Below are 14,571 nucleotides of genomic sequence, written 5' to 3' on the forward strand. Positions count from 1 at the left end.
ATCAAGAACAGGGCGAACGTTGCCTGATGCGGCACTAGGCAGTGGCAGGCAGCACGTGGTCGCCGATTTTGTCAGTGCTCAGGCACAGGGAGCAGACGAGCGCGTCGTGTGTGGCGCAGGCGGTCAGGTCCGGGCGCTCGTACGGCTGGTGGCACACGTGGCAGTCCAGGGTGAGAGCGCTCGGGTTGCCGTCCGCGTCCAGCAGGGGCTCGTCTATGCCGTCGTCGGTGCGGCGCAAGTAGTACTTGCCCTTGGTGACGATCGCCATCAGCGGGGTCAGGGCGAAGGCGATGACGGCAGCGGCGACGGGGGAGTACGGCTGGAGGGTGTCGCCCAGCAGGTGAAAGTACATGGCGATCGACAGGCCGGAGGCGGCGACGAAGGCCACGACGCCGACCGGGTTGACGGCGTGGAGCATGCCCCGGCGGAACTCCGGCTGGAGCGGGGAGAGCTTCAGCAGGTACTTGTTGACGCCGATGTCGGTGGCGACGGTGACCACCCAGGCGATCGCGCAGTTCGAGTAGAAGCCCAGGATGCTGTTGAGGAAGCTGAACATGTCGGCTTCCATCAAGGCGAGCGCAAAGCCCAGGTTGATCAGAACGAAGACCATGCGGCCGGGGTAGTGCCTGGTGACTCGGGTGAAGGAGTTCGTCCAGGCGAGAGAACCGGAGTAGGCGTTCGTGACATTGATCTTGATCTGGCTGATGACCACCAGGACCACGGCGAGCGGGACGACCATCCAGGAGGGCATCATCGCGTCGAAGGCACCGCGGAACTGCTGGATGGGCTCGGTCGCGGCAGCCGGGCCGACCTCGGCGAGAATGTACACGGCGAGGAAGACGCCGATGGCCTGCTTCAGCGCGCCGAGTACCACCCAGCCGGGGCCCGCCATGACCACGGCCGTCCACCAGGTGCGCTTGTTGGTCTCGGTCTTGGGGGGCATGAACCGCAGGTAGTCGATCTGCTCGCCTATCTGGGCGATGAGCGAGAGGCAGACGCCGGCGCCGAGCAGGACCGAGGCCGTGTCGACGCCGCCGTCGCCGTCCGTGCCGGTGTAGGCGAGGAAGCGGTCGACGGTGCCGGGATCGGTGGCGATCAGGTAGACCAGCGGGCCGACCATCAGCAGCAGCCAGATCGGGGTGGTCCACACCTGGAGCTTGCTGAGCGCCTTCATGCCGTAGATCACCAGGGGGATGACCATGAGCGTGGAGATCAGGTAGCCCAGCCACAGGGGCAGCCCCAGACCGAGTTTGAGGCCCTGGGCCATGATCGAGCCTTCGAGGGCGAAGAAGATGAAGGTGAAGCTGGCGAAGATGACGCTGGTGAGGACCGAGCCGTAGTAACCGAAGCCTGAGCCGCGGGTGATGAGGTCGAGGTCGATGTTGTAGCGGGCGCCGTAGTAGGCGAGGGGGAAGCCGGTGATGAAGATGACCACGGCGGCCACCGCGATGGCAACCAGGGCGTTGCCGGTGCCGTGCGCCAGGCCGATGCCGGCACCGATGGAGAAGTCGGCCATGTAGGCGATGCCGCCGAGCGCGGTGGTCGCCACGACCATGGGGGTCCAGCGGCGGTAGCTGCGGGGAGCGAAGCGGAGGGTGTAGTCCTCCAGCGTCTCCCTGACCGCCTGGTCGGCGGCGGCCTTCGGCGCGCCTGCCGTGGGCGTTCGTGACTCGGTGGTGCTCATGCCGTGCCTCCGGATGATGCTGGTGCGGGTGCCTCTGTGGGAGGGAAAGCCCCGCTTGGCGTCATCGGCAGGACGGGGGAGCCGTGAGCCGTCGGACCGTGGTGTGTTCCGTTCGGCCGTGTACACGACACTGATCCCACGGCCGGTCACGCTAGAAAGCGGCTGTTACCGTCGGTGCCGGCCGTCGTGAACGCGAAGTTTCAGAGAACTCACCTGTTACCGTCCGGTGTTGGTTCAGCCCCGGTGGCCGACGCCGCCCGGTAGAGGCGGGACTGGACGTCGCTTGCGATGGTGGCGGCTTTGCCCATGCGGACCCGTGCCTCGGGGTTGGTGAGCATGGCGCGGTAGTGGTCCTCGCTCTGGCACTGGGCGTAGTTGATGACGCGTTCAATCAGGGGAATGTGGCCACCTGACAGTCAGCTGATCTGCGGTCTCGGTGGTATGTCGGAGCCCTGTCGGTCGGATGTCGGCGGCTCGTCGGTGGGGGCTGACACCTTTCCGGAGGTGGCCGACCGGAGCTCACCGGGCGGCCCGATCCCGAAGGAGCCACCATGAACACCCCAGTCACAATCGTCGGTGCCGGACTCGGCGGACTCGTCCTGGCCCGCGTCCTGCACGTCCACGGAATCCCGGTCACGGTCTACGAGGCGGAGTCTTCCCCCTCGGCGCGCCCGCAGGGCGGATTGCTCGACATCCACGACTACAACGGGCAACTGGCGCTCAAGGCGGCCGGGTTGATGGAGGAGTTCCACGCCATCGTGTTGGAGGGACGCCAGGCGCTTCGGGTCGTCGATCCGGACGGGACCGTCTTGCTCGACCAACACGACGACGGCACGGGCGGGCGCCCCGAGGTGCAGCGCGGCGACCTGCGACAGGTCCTGCTCGACTCGCTCCCGGCAGGCACCGTGCGGTGGGGGCACAAGGTCAGCCGCACCCGTGCCCTTGACGAGGGGCGTCACGAGGTGACGTTCGCCGGCGGCGGCACCGTCGTCACCAGCCTGCTGGTCGGCGCGGACGGTGCGTGGTCACGGGTCCGGCCGCTGCTGTCCAGCGCCGCACCCGCGTACATCGGCAAATCGGTCGTCGAGACCTACCTGTTCCATGCCGGCACACGGCACCCGGCCGCCGCGAAAGCGGTCGGCGGCGGGATGCTGATCGCTCCCTCGCCGGGCAGGGAGATCTTCGCTCACCGGGAAAAGGACGACACTCTGCACGCCTACGTGGGGCTGTCCGAGCCGCAGGACTGGTTCGCCGCCATCGATTTCGCCGATGCCGGCACGGCCACCGCGCGGATCGCGCAGGAATTCGAGGGCTGGGCGCCAGAGCTCACCGCACTGATCACCGACAGCGACGTCGCACCGGTTTGGCGTCCCCTCTACGCTCTGCCGACCGGGCACCGGTGGGACCGGGTACCCGGGGTGACTCTGCTCGGCGACGCTGCCCACCTCGCGGCTCCCAACGGCGAGGGCGCCAACCTGGCCATGCTCGACGGCGCCGAACTCGGTGAAGCCCTCGCCGCGCACCCCGACGACGTCGAAACGGCGCTCACCGAGTACGAGCAGACCCTGTTCCGCCGCAGCGCCGAGACCTCTACCGACGAGATGCCCGGGATCGACTCCGCCGACAACACGGCTCAGGGCCTGATCAAGATATTCACCGAGAAGGGCCAATGACCCACTCAAGCCCCAATTGATGCTCTCCTCGGCGACATCAGCCGCGGCCCATGGTGAGGAATGAAGAGCAGCATGACAGCCTCGGGCCCGCCCAGGATGTTCCCCGTTCCGGCATCGCGCCGTCCCACCTGCAGTGGATGGGCCGCCGCCACCCTCCGGGTCCTCACCCAAGCTGAGGTCTCCGATCAACCGTCCGATGCTGCTCAGCGTGCCAAAAGAGGCGTGGAGCCCCGGGGGCGAACCCCCCGGGGCTCCGCCCGCCGCACCCCGTGGTCGCGGCGGGCTCACCCGTGCTGGTGCGGCTCCCCGGCCGTGGGGTTCGCCTGCGTGCGGGTGTGCAGTTCCGCCGTCAGCCGGTCCGCGACCGCGGGCGCGTGGTCCCACAGGAACCAGTGGCCGCCCGGGTAGATCCACAGGCCGCCCGGATCGGTGCTGTGCCGCAGCCAGCCCGCCGTCTCCCGCGGTGTGGTGAGGGGGTCGTCGCGGCCTCCGAGGGCGACGAGGGGCAGCGGCAGCGGCGGCCGGTCCGGGTGGTGGTGCTCCCCGCCGAGCAGGACGTCGTCCCGCAGCCGTTCCCGTACCAGGTCGACGAACTCGGGGTCCTCGGCGGCCGCCGCCAGGTCACCGCCGCACGAGCGCAGGTACGCCGCCGTGCTCTGCGGTACGTCCGGGTCGACGGCGGGGCGGAAGCCGTACTGGGGGGCCACCCGGCCCGAGACGACGAGGACCGCGGGCGGCGGGCAGTCCAGGGCCAGCAGCGCGGCGGCGGTCTCGTAGGCGACGAGCGCGCCCATGCTGTGCCCGAACAGGCCGTAACCGGCGGCCGGGCGGCGGTCCTCGTCCTCGGCCACCCGCCGCGCCAGGTCGGCGGCCAGCCGGCGGATGCCGCCCGTGCCGAGGTACTCGGCCGGCCGCCAGCTCAGCGGAACGGCCTCGACGGTGTCCGGCCACCGCTCCGTCAGCCGCCGGTAGGCGCCGGCGCCGCCGCCCGCGTAGGGCAGCAGGTAGTAGCGCCGGGCGACGCCCGGCCGGCCGTCAGCCACGGCCGGGCCCGCTCTCGGGTACGGCGGCCTGCTCACCCGCCGGCGCCGCGGCGCCGTTCGCGCCCGCGTCGGCGCCGGCCGGGCGGAGGCGGCCGAGGGCGGCCTTGAGGTGCGGGCCGCCCAGGATGACCGCGTTGGCCGACAGGACCACCAGGACGCCCAGTACGGCGAGCAGGCTCCAGTGGTAGTCCTCGAAGACCGTCGACAGCGACAGGGACACCAGCGGGAAGACGACGGTCGCGAAGGCCGCCCGGTCGGGACCGATCCGGGCCAGCAGCGTGAGATAGGTGACGAAGGCGATGGCCGAGCCGAACACCGACAGGTACACCAGACCGGCCACGTACTTGAACGAGGGCTCGACGGTGAAGGAGTTGCCCGCCAGCAGGCAGCCCAGGCTGGTGAACAGGCCGCCGTACAGCATGCTCCAGGCGGTGGACTGCACGACCGGCAGCCCGGCGCGGGCCTGGTTCCAGGAGGAGGCGATGTTGCCGAAGGAGAACAGCAGTGTCGCGCCGAGCCCGAGCAGCAGCCCGGTCACCAGCCCCGAGCCTGCCTTGGTGCCGGCGATGTCGTCCGCGAAGACCATGGCGAGACCGCACAGCCCGGCGAGCGCGCCGAGGACGACCGTGCGGGAGATGGGCCGCTTGAGGAAGATGCGCCCGTTGATGATGTTGAAGCCCACCGACAGGCAGAAGATGATCGACACCAGCCCGGACACGAGGTGCTGCGAGCAGTAGTAGAAGAGCACGTAGTTGGTCGAGTACATCAGCAGGCCGACGAGGGCGAAGCGCAGATGGCTGCGGGCCGTGAACCGCATCGGCAGCCGGCGGACCGTGGTCCACACGAACATGCACAGGGCCGCCAGCAGGAACCGGTAGGCGACCGACACTGCCGGATCCACGCTGCCGAGCTGCAGTTTGATGCCGATCCACGTCGTGCCCCAGAACAGCACGATCACGGCGTACAGCACGATGTTCACGAAAGCTCTTCCCTTGTCGTCGTACTCGTCTGCGGGTGCGGTCGCCCGGCGCGGGCCGGTGTGCTCCGCGCCGGGCGGCCGTCCGGCTACCAGCCGGGGGTGGCCACCACGGCAGGTGGCGCGAAGGCCGTGCCGTCGGTGGGGTCGGTCATCGTGACCAGGATGCGCCGCTGCCCTCGGTAGGGCCTGCGCCCGTGGGCCACGGCGATGTTGTCGACGACCATGACGTCACCGGCCTGGTAGGGCTCGGCGACGGTCGCGGCGTCGTAGGCGGCGCGTATCTCCTCGATGACCTCGCGGGGTATCGGGGAGCCGTCGCCGTACAGGGTGTTGTACGGCAGCGTGTCCTCGCCCAGTTCCTCGGCGAACTCCTGCAGTTCGGGTTCGAGGTTCCAGCGGTTGAAGAACACGCCGTGGTTGAACCAGCTGTCCTCGCCGGTCTGCGGATGCCGGATCGCCGCCCAGCGCCGGTAGCGCACCCGCACGGTGTCGCCGTCGCGGCGCACCGCCATGTGGTGGTCGGCGCAGTACTTCTCCAGCTCCTCGAAGGTGTCGACGCCGTACACGGACTGCCAGCTGAAGCCGATGCCGGTGCCGAAGGTGCGCTGGTAGATCCACCCCTCGGAGGTGAACCGCTCGCGCAGCGCCGGGTCGAGCGCGCGGTGGACGCGGCGTGTGTCGCACACCGGTGTCTCGCCGCCCTCCTGTGCGGGCGTGCCGCACCAGAAGTACAGGTGGCGGGGCCAGCGCAGGACGTGGGAGCTCTCGTTGTGCACGAAGATCGAGCGGTCGGGCGGGTACTCGGTGGAGGTGAACACCTTGCCCGCCACATGGGAGCGGGGGGTGGCGCGCTCGGTGTACTCGGCCCAGGAACCGCCGCTCAGAGCGCGGACGACGTCCTCGAAGGCGCGCTCGTCCGGCACGGGGAAGCCGCGCAGGACCACCGCGCCGTAGTGGTGCAGCGCGGTCCGTAACGGCTCGGCGTGGGCGGCGGCCCAACCGGTGGCGTCCCGGACGCCGTCCGCGGTCACGATCAGTGGGAACGTGCCGTGCGTGGTGCAGTCGTCGAGGGTGATCGAGCCGTCGGTCATGCGGGCTGCTCCTCCTCGGCGGTGGCGTCCAGTTGTGCGGTGTACTCGGCGAACCGCGGGGCGGTGAACAGCAGTTTGAGCGGCACGTGCCGGTCCAGGGCCGTGCGCAGCCGCACGGTTGCCTGGTAGGCGAGCAGCGAGTTGCCGCCCAGGTCGTCGAAGAAGTGCTGGTCCGCGCCGGGCGGAGGACAGCCCAGGACGTCCGTCCAGACCTGTGCCACCTGGGCCGCGGTATCCGTGGCGCGGGTGTCGTTCGCTGAAGTCAACGCATCTCCTCTTGGACGTGTGCGCGGGAAGCGTGGGCGGTTGCGGCCGGCGCGGAAGGGCTCGGCGCGGGGGTGTCCCGTACGGCGGCCTCCTGTGCGGGTTCGCCGGGCGCCGGCGGCGTGCCGGCCGGGCGGGGTGCGGGCGCCAGCCGTGCCCGGTCGACCTTGCCGCCCGCGGTGCGGGGCAGGGCCGTGACGACGCGCAGCCGGCGCGGCGTGACCGGACCCATGAGTCGTTCGGTGAGCGTGCCGCGCAGCGCTCGTACGTCGAGATCGGCGCGGGGGCTCTCCACCACCAGGTCGAGCGAGGTGCCGTCCGGGCCGGGCACGGCCAGGGCGACGGCGGCGGTCACGCCGGGGAACGAGGCGGCGATCGTCTCGATCTCCCCGAGCTCGACCCGGACACCGCCGACCTTCACCTGGTCGTCGGCCCGCCCGAGGAACAGCAGGTCGCCGTCCGGCAGCCGGTGCACCAGGTCGCCGGTGCGGAAGGTGCGGCCGTGCCGGTCGTGGCCGAAGCGGTCGCCGGCCGGGTCGGCCGGGTCCAGGTAGCCGAAGCCGACTCCCGGGCCGCCGATGAGCAGTTCCCCGGCGTCCGGGCCGAGGCCGGGCACCGGCAGCAGGGTGAGCCGGGTGCCGTCGATGGCCCGGCCGATGGGCACGGGGCCGTCCGGAAGGGGCGGGGTGCAGGGGTGGTGCGTGGAGTCGACGCAGGTCTCCGCGGGTCCGTACTGGTTGACCAGCTGGGTGTGCGGGGCCTGGCGCAGCACGCGCTGGGCGAGGGTGCCGCGCAGTTGTTCGCCGCCCGAGTAGAGCAGGCGCAGCGAGGTCCACCCGGCGAGCAGTCCGGACATCTCGACCAGGGAGAGGACCGAGGGGACGAAATGGGCCACGGTGGCCCGGTGCCGTACGGCCGACTCCACGGCCTCCTCGGGGTCGGTGTACGGGCCGTCCTCGGTGAGCAGCAGGGCGGCTCCGTGCAGCAGGGCGGCCGCTGCCTCCCAGATCGCGAAGTCGAAGGAGACCGCGGTGTGCTGCAGCAGCACGTCGTCGGTGGTGAGCGGGTAGCACCGCTGGCTCCAGTCGAGCCGGGCGGTGAAGCCCTCGGCGGTGAGCACGGTCCCCTTGGGTGTGCCGGTGCTGCCGGAGGTGAAGACGACGTAGGCCGCCTGGCCGCTGGGCCAGCGCAGCGGCTCGGGCAGTTCGCCGTGCCGACGCCGGTCGACCCGGCCGATGCGGGCGGCGGCGGCGTCGCCGGAGACGAGCAGGGCCCGGCCGGCGAGTTGCCGCAGGACGTGCTCGCTCCGGGCGGGTGACTCGTGGGCGCGCAGCGGTACGTAGGCCAGGCCCAGCCGCCAGGCCGCGAGCATGGCGGCAAGGTGACGCGGGGAGCGTTCGGCCTCCACGACCACACAGTCCTCGGCGCGCAGCCGGGCGGCGAGGGAGCGGGTGGCCGCCTCGGTCAGCGCGGCCAGTTCCGCGTAGGTGGTGCGCCGGCCGTCCGGTCCGATCACGGCCGTGCGATCGGGCGCGGCGGTCGCGACCGCACGGAAGCGTTCGTGGAAGCTCTCGGTGTGCTCGGTCATGTCACACGCTCCGCGCCAGCAGCCGGTGGACCTCGTCCAGGGCGGTGAAGGCGTACTCGATGTCCTCGCGCGTGTTGTACAGGTACGGCGCGATCCGCAGCCCGGCCGTGTGGTCGTGGGCCGTGAAGTACGGCTGGGCGCAGAAGTGGCCCGACCGGCACATCACACCGTAGGAGTCGCTGAGCGCGCGGGCGATCGCCGACGGGTCGGGTACGCCGCGCAGGGTGACGGTGAGCACGGGGATGCGTCCCCGGTCGCCGAGCCCGCCGAGCGCCGTGAGGTACGGCCGGTCGCGCACCTGTTCCAGCAGTGCGGTGAGCAGCTCGGCGTCCCGTGCGGCGACGGTGTCCGCGCCGGTCCGGTCGAGGTACTCCAGGGCGGCGCCGAAGCCGTAGACACCGCTGATGTTCGGGGTGCCCGCCTCGAAACGGTACGGGGCGCGGCGCAGCCGGTAGCCGGCTTGGTCGACCCAGTCGACGGTGCCGCCGCCGAGCCGGTCGGGGGTGATGGCCTCGATCAGCCGGTCGCTGAGGCAGAGCACGCCGATGCCGGTGGGGCCGAGCATCTTGTGCGCGGAGAAGGCGAGCGCGTCGATGCCCGCGGTGACGCGCGGCAGCCGGTGCGGGACGAGCTGCGCGGCGTCCACGACGGTCCAGGCGCCCGCCTCGTGGGCGAGGGCGGCGAGCCGGTCCACGTCGGCCGTGTGGCCGGTGACGTTGGAGGCGGCGGTGAGGACCACGACACGGGGCCGGCTCTCCAGGACGGCCTGGAAGGACTCCTCGTGGACGGTGGTGTCCTCTCCCGCGGCCAGCCAGGTGGTGCGGCACCGCCCGCGCCAGGGCAGTTGCGCCGAGTGGTGGGCGTCGACGGGCAGGGCGACCAGGTCGGTCTCCTTCAACGGCAGGCCGGCGGCGACGAGGTTGATGCCTTCGGTGGTGCCGGCCGTGAACACCACGTTGCGCGGGGGCACGCCCAGCCGTTCCGCGATCCGGGCCCTGACCTGCTCGTACCGCTCGGACGCCTCCTCGGACAGGATGTGCTTGCCGCGGTGGATGTTCGCGCCGACGGTGCCGTAGTAGTCGGCGATCGCGTCGATGACGGAGCGCGGCTTGAGCGTCGTGGCAGCGTTGTCAAGGTAGACCAGGCGTCCGGCGTCCACGGTGCGCTGCAGCAGAGGGAAGTCGGCACGCGGGTCGGCGAGGGCGGTCACAGCAGCGCTCCTTCGCGGACTCGGCCCGGTCCCGAGCAGGTGGCGAACTTGCCCGACCGCTCGGCCTCGATGTGGGCGACGGTGCTCACCTCGACGCGTTCGACGTGCGGCAACAGCGCGCGCAGCCGATCCCGTACGGCGCCGCTCTCCTCGGCGGGGTCGGTGCCCAGGGAGGTGATGATCCGGCAGCGGACCGTGCCGGGTTCGCTCTGGTCGACGCGGTAGTGGCGTACGCCGGTCACGTCGGCGAGGGTGTCGTCCACCTGACGGGGTGTCACGGCACGTCCGCCGGGGCCGTCGAGCAGGCGGGAGGAGGCGCGGCCGTGGTGGATCACGGTGCGGCCCGGGGCTCCGCAGGCACAGGCGCCGCCGGGCTCCAGGAGGTCGCCGGTACGGTAGCGCACGTGTGGTGAGAGCCGGTCGCCGATGCTGGTGACGACGAGTTCGCCGAGCTCGCCCGGCCCGGCCTCGGTGCCGTCCTCGCGCAGGATCTCGTGGTGGAAGTTCTCCTCGTTCAGGTGCCGCGCGCCGAGGGCGCACTCGATCCCGAACCAGCCGAACTCCGACATGGAGAGTACCTCCGCCACCACGGCGTCCTCGGGCAGCGCCTCGGTGACCGCGCGGCGGGCGGCGTGGGTGAGCAGCGAGTAGGTCAGGACGACGGCCCGGACCGGCAGGCGGGTCACGCCGCGTGCGCGGGCCCGGTGGCAGAGGAAGGCCAGATGCGTGGGGTCGGCGTAGAGCCAGGCGGGCGCGTGGTCGGTGATCTCCTCCAGCATCCGGTCGACCATCGCGTCCGGTGTGGCGAGCACGTCGTGGGAGACGGACAGGACGAGGGTTCCGTCGGGCAGGGTGCGGTCGGCGCGGGTGGACAGCGGCGTGGCGCACTCCACGTCGGAGCAGTTGGGCGCGGCGAGCCGGGCCACTCGGCGGTTCTCCGCGCCCAGGAGCCGCTCGGCGAGCGCCGGGTGGGCGGCGGCGGTGACCGCCATGCGCTCGGCCAGGAGCGGCCGATGGACCACGGTGACCAGACGGTCCCCGGTGGTGCCGGAACTGCTGCTGGTGTAGGTCAGTTCGGGCAGGGATTCCGCTGGGTTGATCACCTTGGCCGGAAATCCGCGACGGAAATCCGGCTTTCCGGTGAAGGGCAGGGCGCGGAATTCCTTCTCCGACGCCAGGCGAAGTCGTCCGTTTTCTGCGAGACCGTGGCGATCGATCAACTCCCGGTAGAACGATAAGGACTGGTAGGCGAATTCCGCTTCCGTGCATGCCGCCGGCAGCGAGGTCCGAGCGTGCGGTGACAAAACTCCCCCATGATGTGGATCGATTTCAGGACAGTGCGGTCACATGGTCTGGATCGATGTTCGGGACGGTGCGGTCAGCAGGGAGGCGACCAGGGCGGGGTCGGCGTTCCCTCCGGAGATGACCGCCACGACCGGGCCCGCCGTGGCGGGCGGCACATGGCGGCCGCACAGAAGTGCCGCCGGGGCCACTGCTCCCGACGGCTCGACGAGCTGCTTTCCCTGGCGGGCCAGACAACACAGGGCCTCGGTTATGTCGTCCTCCGAGACGGTGACGATGTCGTCCACGAGCCGCCGTATGTGCGCCCAGGGCAGTGTTCCGAGCGTGGTCGCGCGCAGCCCGTCGGCGCAGGTGCGGTAGGCGTCCGCCGTGGTCCACACGGCGCGCTCGCCGCGGCGCAGGCTCTCGGCGGCGTCGCCGGCGAGTTCCGGCTCGACGCCGATGACCGCGACCTGCGGGCGCAGCGCCTTGACGGCGGCGGCGACGCCGCTGAGCAGTCCGCCGCCGCTGACCGGCACGAGGACGGCCGAGACGTCGGGGACCTGTTCCAGCAGTTCCAGCGCGAGCGTGCCGTGTCCGGCGATCGCGGCGCGCGAGTCGAAGGGATGGACGAGGTGCGCCCCGGTGCGTTCGGCGAGTTCGTACGGGTACACGTCGCGCCGGTCGGGCGTCACCAGTTCGACGCTGGCGCCGAGCGCGCGCACCCCGTCGACCTTCACGGCGGGGGCGGTGTGCGGCATGACGACGGTGGCCTTGATGCCGTACAGGCCGGCCGCGTAGGCCACGGCCTTGCCGTGGTTGCCGCTGGAGAAGGCGACCACTCCCCGGGCGCGGACGTCCTCGGGGAGGGTGGCGACGGCGTTCAGCGCGCCGCGGATCTTGAAGGAGCCGAGCAGTTGCAGATGCTCCGCCTTGAGCAGCAGTTCGCTTCCCTCGAGAGGGAGCACGGGGGTGCGGCGGATGCGTCCCGCCAGCAGGCGGGCGGCTGCGGAGATCTCGTCGTGGTGGACGAGGGACTCGGCTAAATCGGAGAGGGACAGGGGCGAGCCGGATGGGTGGGGCATCCTCGCTCCAAGGTCGGCCGTTCCGGATCGCGGAGGCGGCGTCGTCGGCGGGTGAATGAACCAAGCCAGGAACCTAGGTGATGAATTGCAAGCGCTTCAAGGCCGCCCCTGCGAATTTTGCCACCCTTTACCTTGACGATGTTTCCTACCGAATCGGTAGGATTCATCTTCGCGGTCTCTCCGAATTGGCGCGACAATGGCGCGAATTCGACGCCGGAGCGGTCGGGCGGCACCGGCGGCCGCTCAGCCCGGCGACGCGAACCCCCCACCGGTGCACCGCCCGGTTGACCAAACCGCCGTCGGGAGATCATGGTGGCGAACCAATCGGGGAAGGAACAGGGGTGGGGGAATCATGGTGGCGTTCCACGCATCCGCGCTGGACGGACTCGCCCGCAATCCGGCGCTGCCGACACCGCTGCTACTGCGCCTGCTTGGGTTCGAGGGGGACGGCGACTGCCGCCCCGCGACGCCCTCCAGCGGGCCGGACTCCCTGAGTCGGCCGTCGGAGTCATCCTGACCCACCCGAACGCGGGCGCCCGCATCGACTTCGCCATGAGCGCCAGGGCGGAGCCTGCACAGCGGGCCCGGCTCGCGGACGATCCTTCTCCCAAGGTGCGGGCAGCTCTTGCGTACGGACCCGAGGTGCATGCCCCGCGGACAAAGGTCGCACCGCTCCCGGAGGCCATATGCGTCCGCCTGCTCGACGATCCCGACCCTTCTGTCCGGAGCGCCCTGCTGAACTCGCCCCATCTGGCGCCGTCGTTCGTGGCCTCCATGGCTACTCATCACAGTTCGGCAGCGCGCCGGAAAGCGGTGCGCGCATGGGAGGTCCTGCCGCCGGGCGATCGGTCGGCGCTGCTGGCAGACCCTGATCCCGAGGTGCGGCGGGCCGCCGCGCTGCGGGAGTGCCGACGCGACGCACAGGTCACCGCCGAACTTCTCCGCGATCCGAAGGCGGCCGCCAAGGCGCTTCGCCGAGGGCTCCTCGTCCGCGCCGACGCCGAGCGGTGCGTTGCCGAGCGGACGCACCTGCCGGCCCTCGCCGAGAACCCCTCGCTGCCTGCCGACCTCGTGGAACGACTCTCGGTCGACCCCGACGAGTCCGTACGGCTGGCCGTCTCTCTCAGATCCGAGCTGGACGAGACACGGCGCATGGCGATCGACTTCACGGTCGGGGACTTCGACAAGGGCGACGGTGTGCAGTGGGTACGGGACGGGCTCGCCGACCCCGAGGTACTGCGTCGGGCCGCGACCTCTGCCCACCCACTGCTCCGGCGCGCCGCCGCCCGAAGCCCCCACCTTCCGCCCGACCTCCTGCGCCTACTCGCACGCGTCGAGGACCCGGTGGTGGAGAACCTCCTGAGTACTCACCACCCCGACACCCCGGAGGAGGTCCTCATGCGTGTGTTCGCGCGGCTCGGCGGGACGTTCTCCGCCTGGATGGCGGAGACGCATCCTCGCTTTCCCCGCGAGGGCCTCGCCGCTCGCTACGCGGACCACCCGGACGGAAAATACCGTCGGCTGGCTGTCCGGGACCCGGCCGCCACGCCCGCGCTGATCGAACGGCTGAGCCATGACCCCGAGGTCTGGACGCGCCAGGCGGCGGCCGGCGACCCGCGGCTCCCGCTCCACCGGCTGCGCGAGGCGCTCCATGTCCCCGAACTGGCCTCCAGCGCGGGCGCCAACCCGGCGCTCCCCGCGGAGGAGATGGCCGCAGTCCTGGCCCGGGCCGGTGTTCCCGCCTGACCGCCGAGCAAAACTGCTTCGCTCGAACCTTCGGGCCGAGAGCCCTGTGGTCACCAGGGGAAAGGCCTTCTTCTCAGCTATTCGGTCCTGGCACGGATGAGAGTCTGAGTGGCCCTGCCCAGAGCTGTCTTGAGTTGCTCCCGCTCGTCGCGCACCTGGTGGACCTTCTTACCGGACGTCTGGTAGGCGGCTTCGAACGCTATCCACGCCTCATAGGCCACAAACAGCGCCTCGGAAGGGGCCCGGCCCAGTTCAAACTGGTGTCGAAAGCTCAAGGCCGGCTGGTGACGCCCGATCCACAGTTCGAGGCGGGCATGTTCGGCCATGTACTGCGCTGCGAGTTCGACTACGTCGTTACCCACGATGTTGCTGCCGATGATCTGCACACCGAGGTTGAGCTCCGGTGATGCTGTCGGGGTGCATAGCCGCTCAGGCACCTCGCTGGACGGTTGGGGTCCTCTCAGCCACTCCCACTGGCCTGTCATCATTACCTCTCTCTGCGAAGCTCTTTGTGTCAGTCAGCTTGCGACCTCTTAGATCTCGAGGGCGGCAGGTCAACCGCAGCGCCTCTGGGCATCACGGCCCGCCGCGGCCGTGCGATCGCCCCTCTTCTAGGCCGACTCCCGTCGTGCGGATCGGGAAGAGCCATCGGCTGGATCGATCACGAGGCTCCCTGTCGGGCTCTGTGGTCATCGGCGCTGTTCACGGCCCAGGGCCTTGAGTCCCATGCGTCCCGTTTGCTCGTCTTGGAGCGCCTGCTGTCTGCTCACGGCACCCAGGCGGGTGCGCCGGCAAGCATTCGGTGGCAGCTGTCCGTCATGCTCTCGCGCATTGCGCCTTCAGGGCTGTGTGGACTATGGAGTGTGCTGGCGGCAGCATGCGCCCGATCCGAGTGCGCACCCAACGGCCCTTGTCAGGCCGCTCGGG

12 protein-coding genes are annotated in these 14,571 nt (G+C 70.8%); 2 read left to right on the top strand and 10 right to left on the bottom strand.

The annotated features are described in order from the left end of the window. Nucleotides 1-34 precede the first annotated feature (34 nt). Nucleotides 35-1,684 (bottom strand): allantoin permease, encoded by a 1,650-nt coding sequence (locus ACF1AL_RS32145; RefSeq protein ID WP_391778594.1) that lies wholly within the window; start codon nucleotides 1,682-1,684, stop codon nucleotides 35-37. A gap of 551 nt (nucleotides 1,685-2,235) precedes the next feature. Here ACF1AL_RS32145 and ACF1AL_RS32150 point away from each other — a divergent pair. After that, nucleotides 2,236-3,357: an FAD-dependent oxidoreductase gene (locus tag ACF1AL_RS32150; RefSeq protein ID WP_391778595.1), complete on the top strand. Its 1,122-nt coding sequence runs from the start codon at nucleotides 2,236-2,238 to the stop codon at nucleotides 3,355-3,357. Nucleotides 3,358-3,641: 284 nt separating this feature from the next. On the opposite strand, the gene ACF1AL_RS32155 is transcribed toward ACF1AL_RS32150, so the two are convergent. The 8 genes from ACF1AL_RS32155 to ACF1AL_RS32190 all read right to left on the bottom strand — a co-directional run bounded on the left by ACF1AL_RS32155 (nucleotide 3,642) and on the right by ACF1AL_RS32190 (nucleotide 11,898). Further along, nucleotides 3,642-4,400: a thioesterase II family protein gene (locus ACF1AL_RS32155; RefSeq protein WP_391778596.1), complete on the bottom strand. Its 759-nt coding sequence runs from the start codon at nucleotides 4,398-4,400 to the stop codon at nucleotides 3,642-3,644. Beyond that, complete coding sequence (locus ACF1AL_RS32160) at nucleotides 4,393-5,379, bottom strand: DMT family transporter (RefSeq protein WP_391778597.1); 987 nt, start codon at nucleotides 5,377-5,379, stop codon at nucleotides 4,393-4,395. Before ACF1AL_RS32160 ends, ACF1AL_RS32155 begins: the two co-directional genes overlap by 8 nt. A gap of 86 nt (nucleotides 5,380-5,465) precedes the next feature. Beyond that, the gene (locus ACF1AL_RS32165; protein WP_391778598.1) at nucleotides 5,466-6,470 is read right to left on the bottom strand and encodes a TauD/TfdA family dioxygenase; all 1,005 of its coding nucleotides are present in this window, start codon (nucleotides 6,468-6,470) and stop codon (nucleotides 5,466-5,468) included. After that, on the bottom strand, nucleotides 6,467-6,736 hold the full coding sequence (locus ACF1AL_RS32170; protein WP_361621997.1) for a phosphopantetheine-binding protein: 270 nt from the start codon (nucleotides 6,734-6,736) through the stop codon (nucleotides 6,467-6,469). The genes ACF1AL_RS32165 and ACF1AL_RS32170 overlap by 4 nt, the downstream gene beginning before the upstream one ends. Further along, complete coding sequence (locus ACF1AL_RS32175; RefSeq protein ID WP_391778599.1) at nucleotides 6,733-8,322, bottom strand: AMP-binding protein; 1,590 nt, start codon at nucleotides 8,320-8,322, stop codon at nucleotides 6,733-6,735. The genes ACF1AL_RS32170 and ACF1AL_RS32175 overlap by 4 nt, the downstream gene beginning before the upstream one ends. A gap of 1 nt (nucleotide 8,323) precedes the next feature. Further along, a complete protein-coding gene (locus ACF1AL_RS32180) occupies nucleotides 8,324-9,532 on the bottom strand; it encodes an aminotransferase class V-fold PLP-dependent enzyme (RefSeq protein ID WP_391706475.1) in 1,209 nt (402 codons plus the stop codon). Next, nucleotides 9,529-10,635, bottom strand: a complete 1,107-nt coding sequence (locus ACF1AL_RS32185) for a hypothetical protein (protein WP_391778600.1) — start codon at nucleotides 10,633-10,635, stop codon at nucleotides 9,529-9,531. Before ACF1AL_RS32185 ends, ACF1AL_RS32180 begins: the two co-directional genes overlap by 4 nt. Before the next feature lie 240 nt (nucleotides 10,636-10,875). Further along, nucleotides 10,876-11,898 carry a threonine/serine dehydratase gene (locus ACF1AL_RS32190; protein WP_391778601.1) on the bottom strand — a complete coding sequence of 341 codons (1,023 nt, stop codon included), beginning with the start codon at nucleotides 11,896-11,898 and terminating at the stop codon, nucleotides 10,876-10,878. A gap of 813 nt (nucleotides 11,899-12,711) precedes the next feature. Here ACF1AL_RS32190 and ACF1AL_RS32195 point away from each other — a divergent pair. After that, nucleotides 12,712-13,644, top strand: a complete 933-nt coding sequence (locus tag ACF1AL_RS32195; protein ID WP_391778602.1) for a hypothetical protein — start codon at nucleotides 12,712-12,714, stop codon at nucleotides 13,642-13,644. A 77-nt stretch (nucleotides 13,645-13,721) separates the two neighbouring features. On the opposite strand, the gene ACF1AL_RS32200 is transcribed toward ACF1AL_RS32195, so the two are convergent. Further along, the gene (locus ACF1AL_RS32200; protein WP_391778603.1) at nucleotides 13,722-14,030 is read right to left on the bottom strand and encodes a hypothetical protein; all 309 of its coding nucleotides are present in this window, start codon (nucleotides 14,028-14,030) and stop codon (nucleotides 13,722-13,724) included. Nucleotides 14,031-14,571 lie beyond the last annotated feature (541 nt).

Source organism: Streptomyces sp. NPDC014801, from assembly GCF_043082085.1.
Lineage (GTDB): Bacteria > Actinomycetota > Actinomycetes > Streptomycetales > Streptomycetaceae > Streptomyces.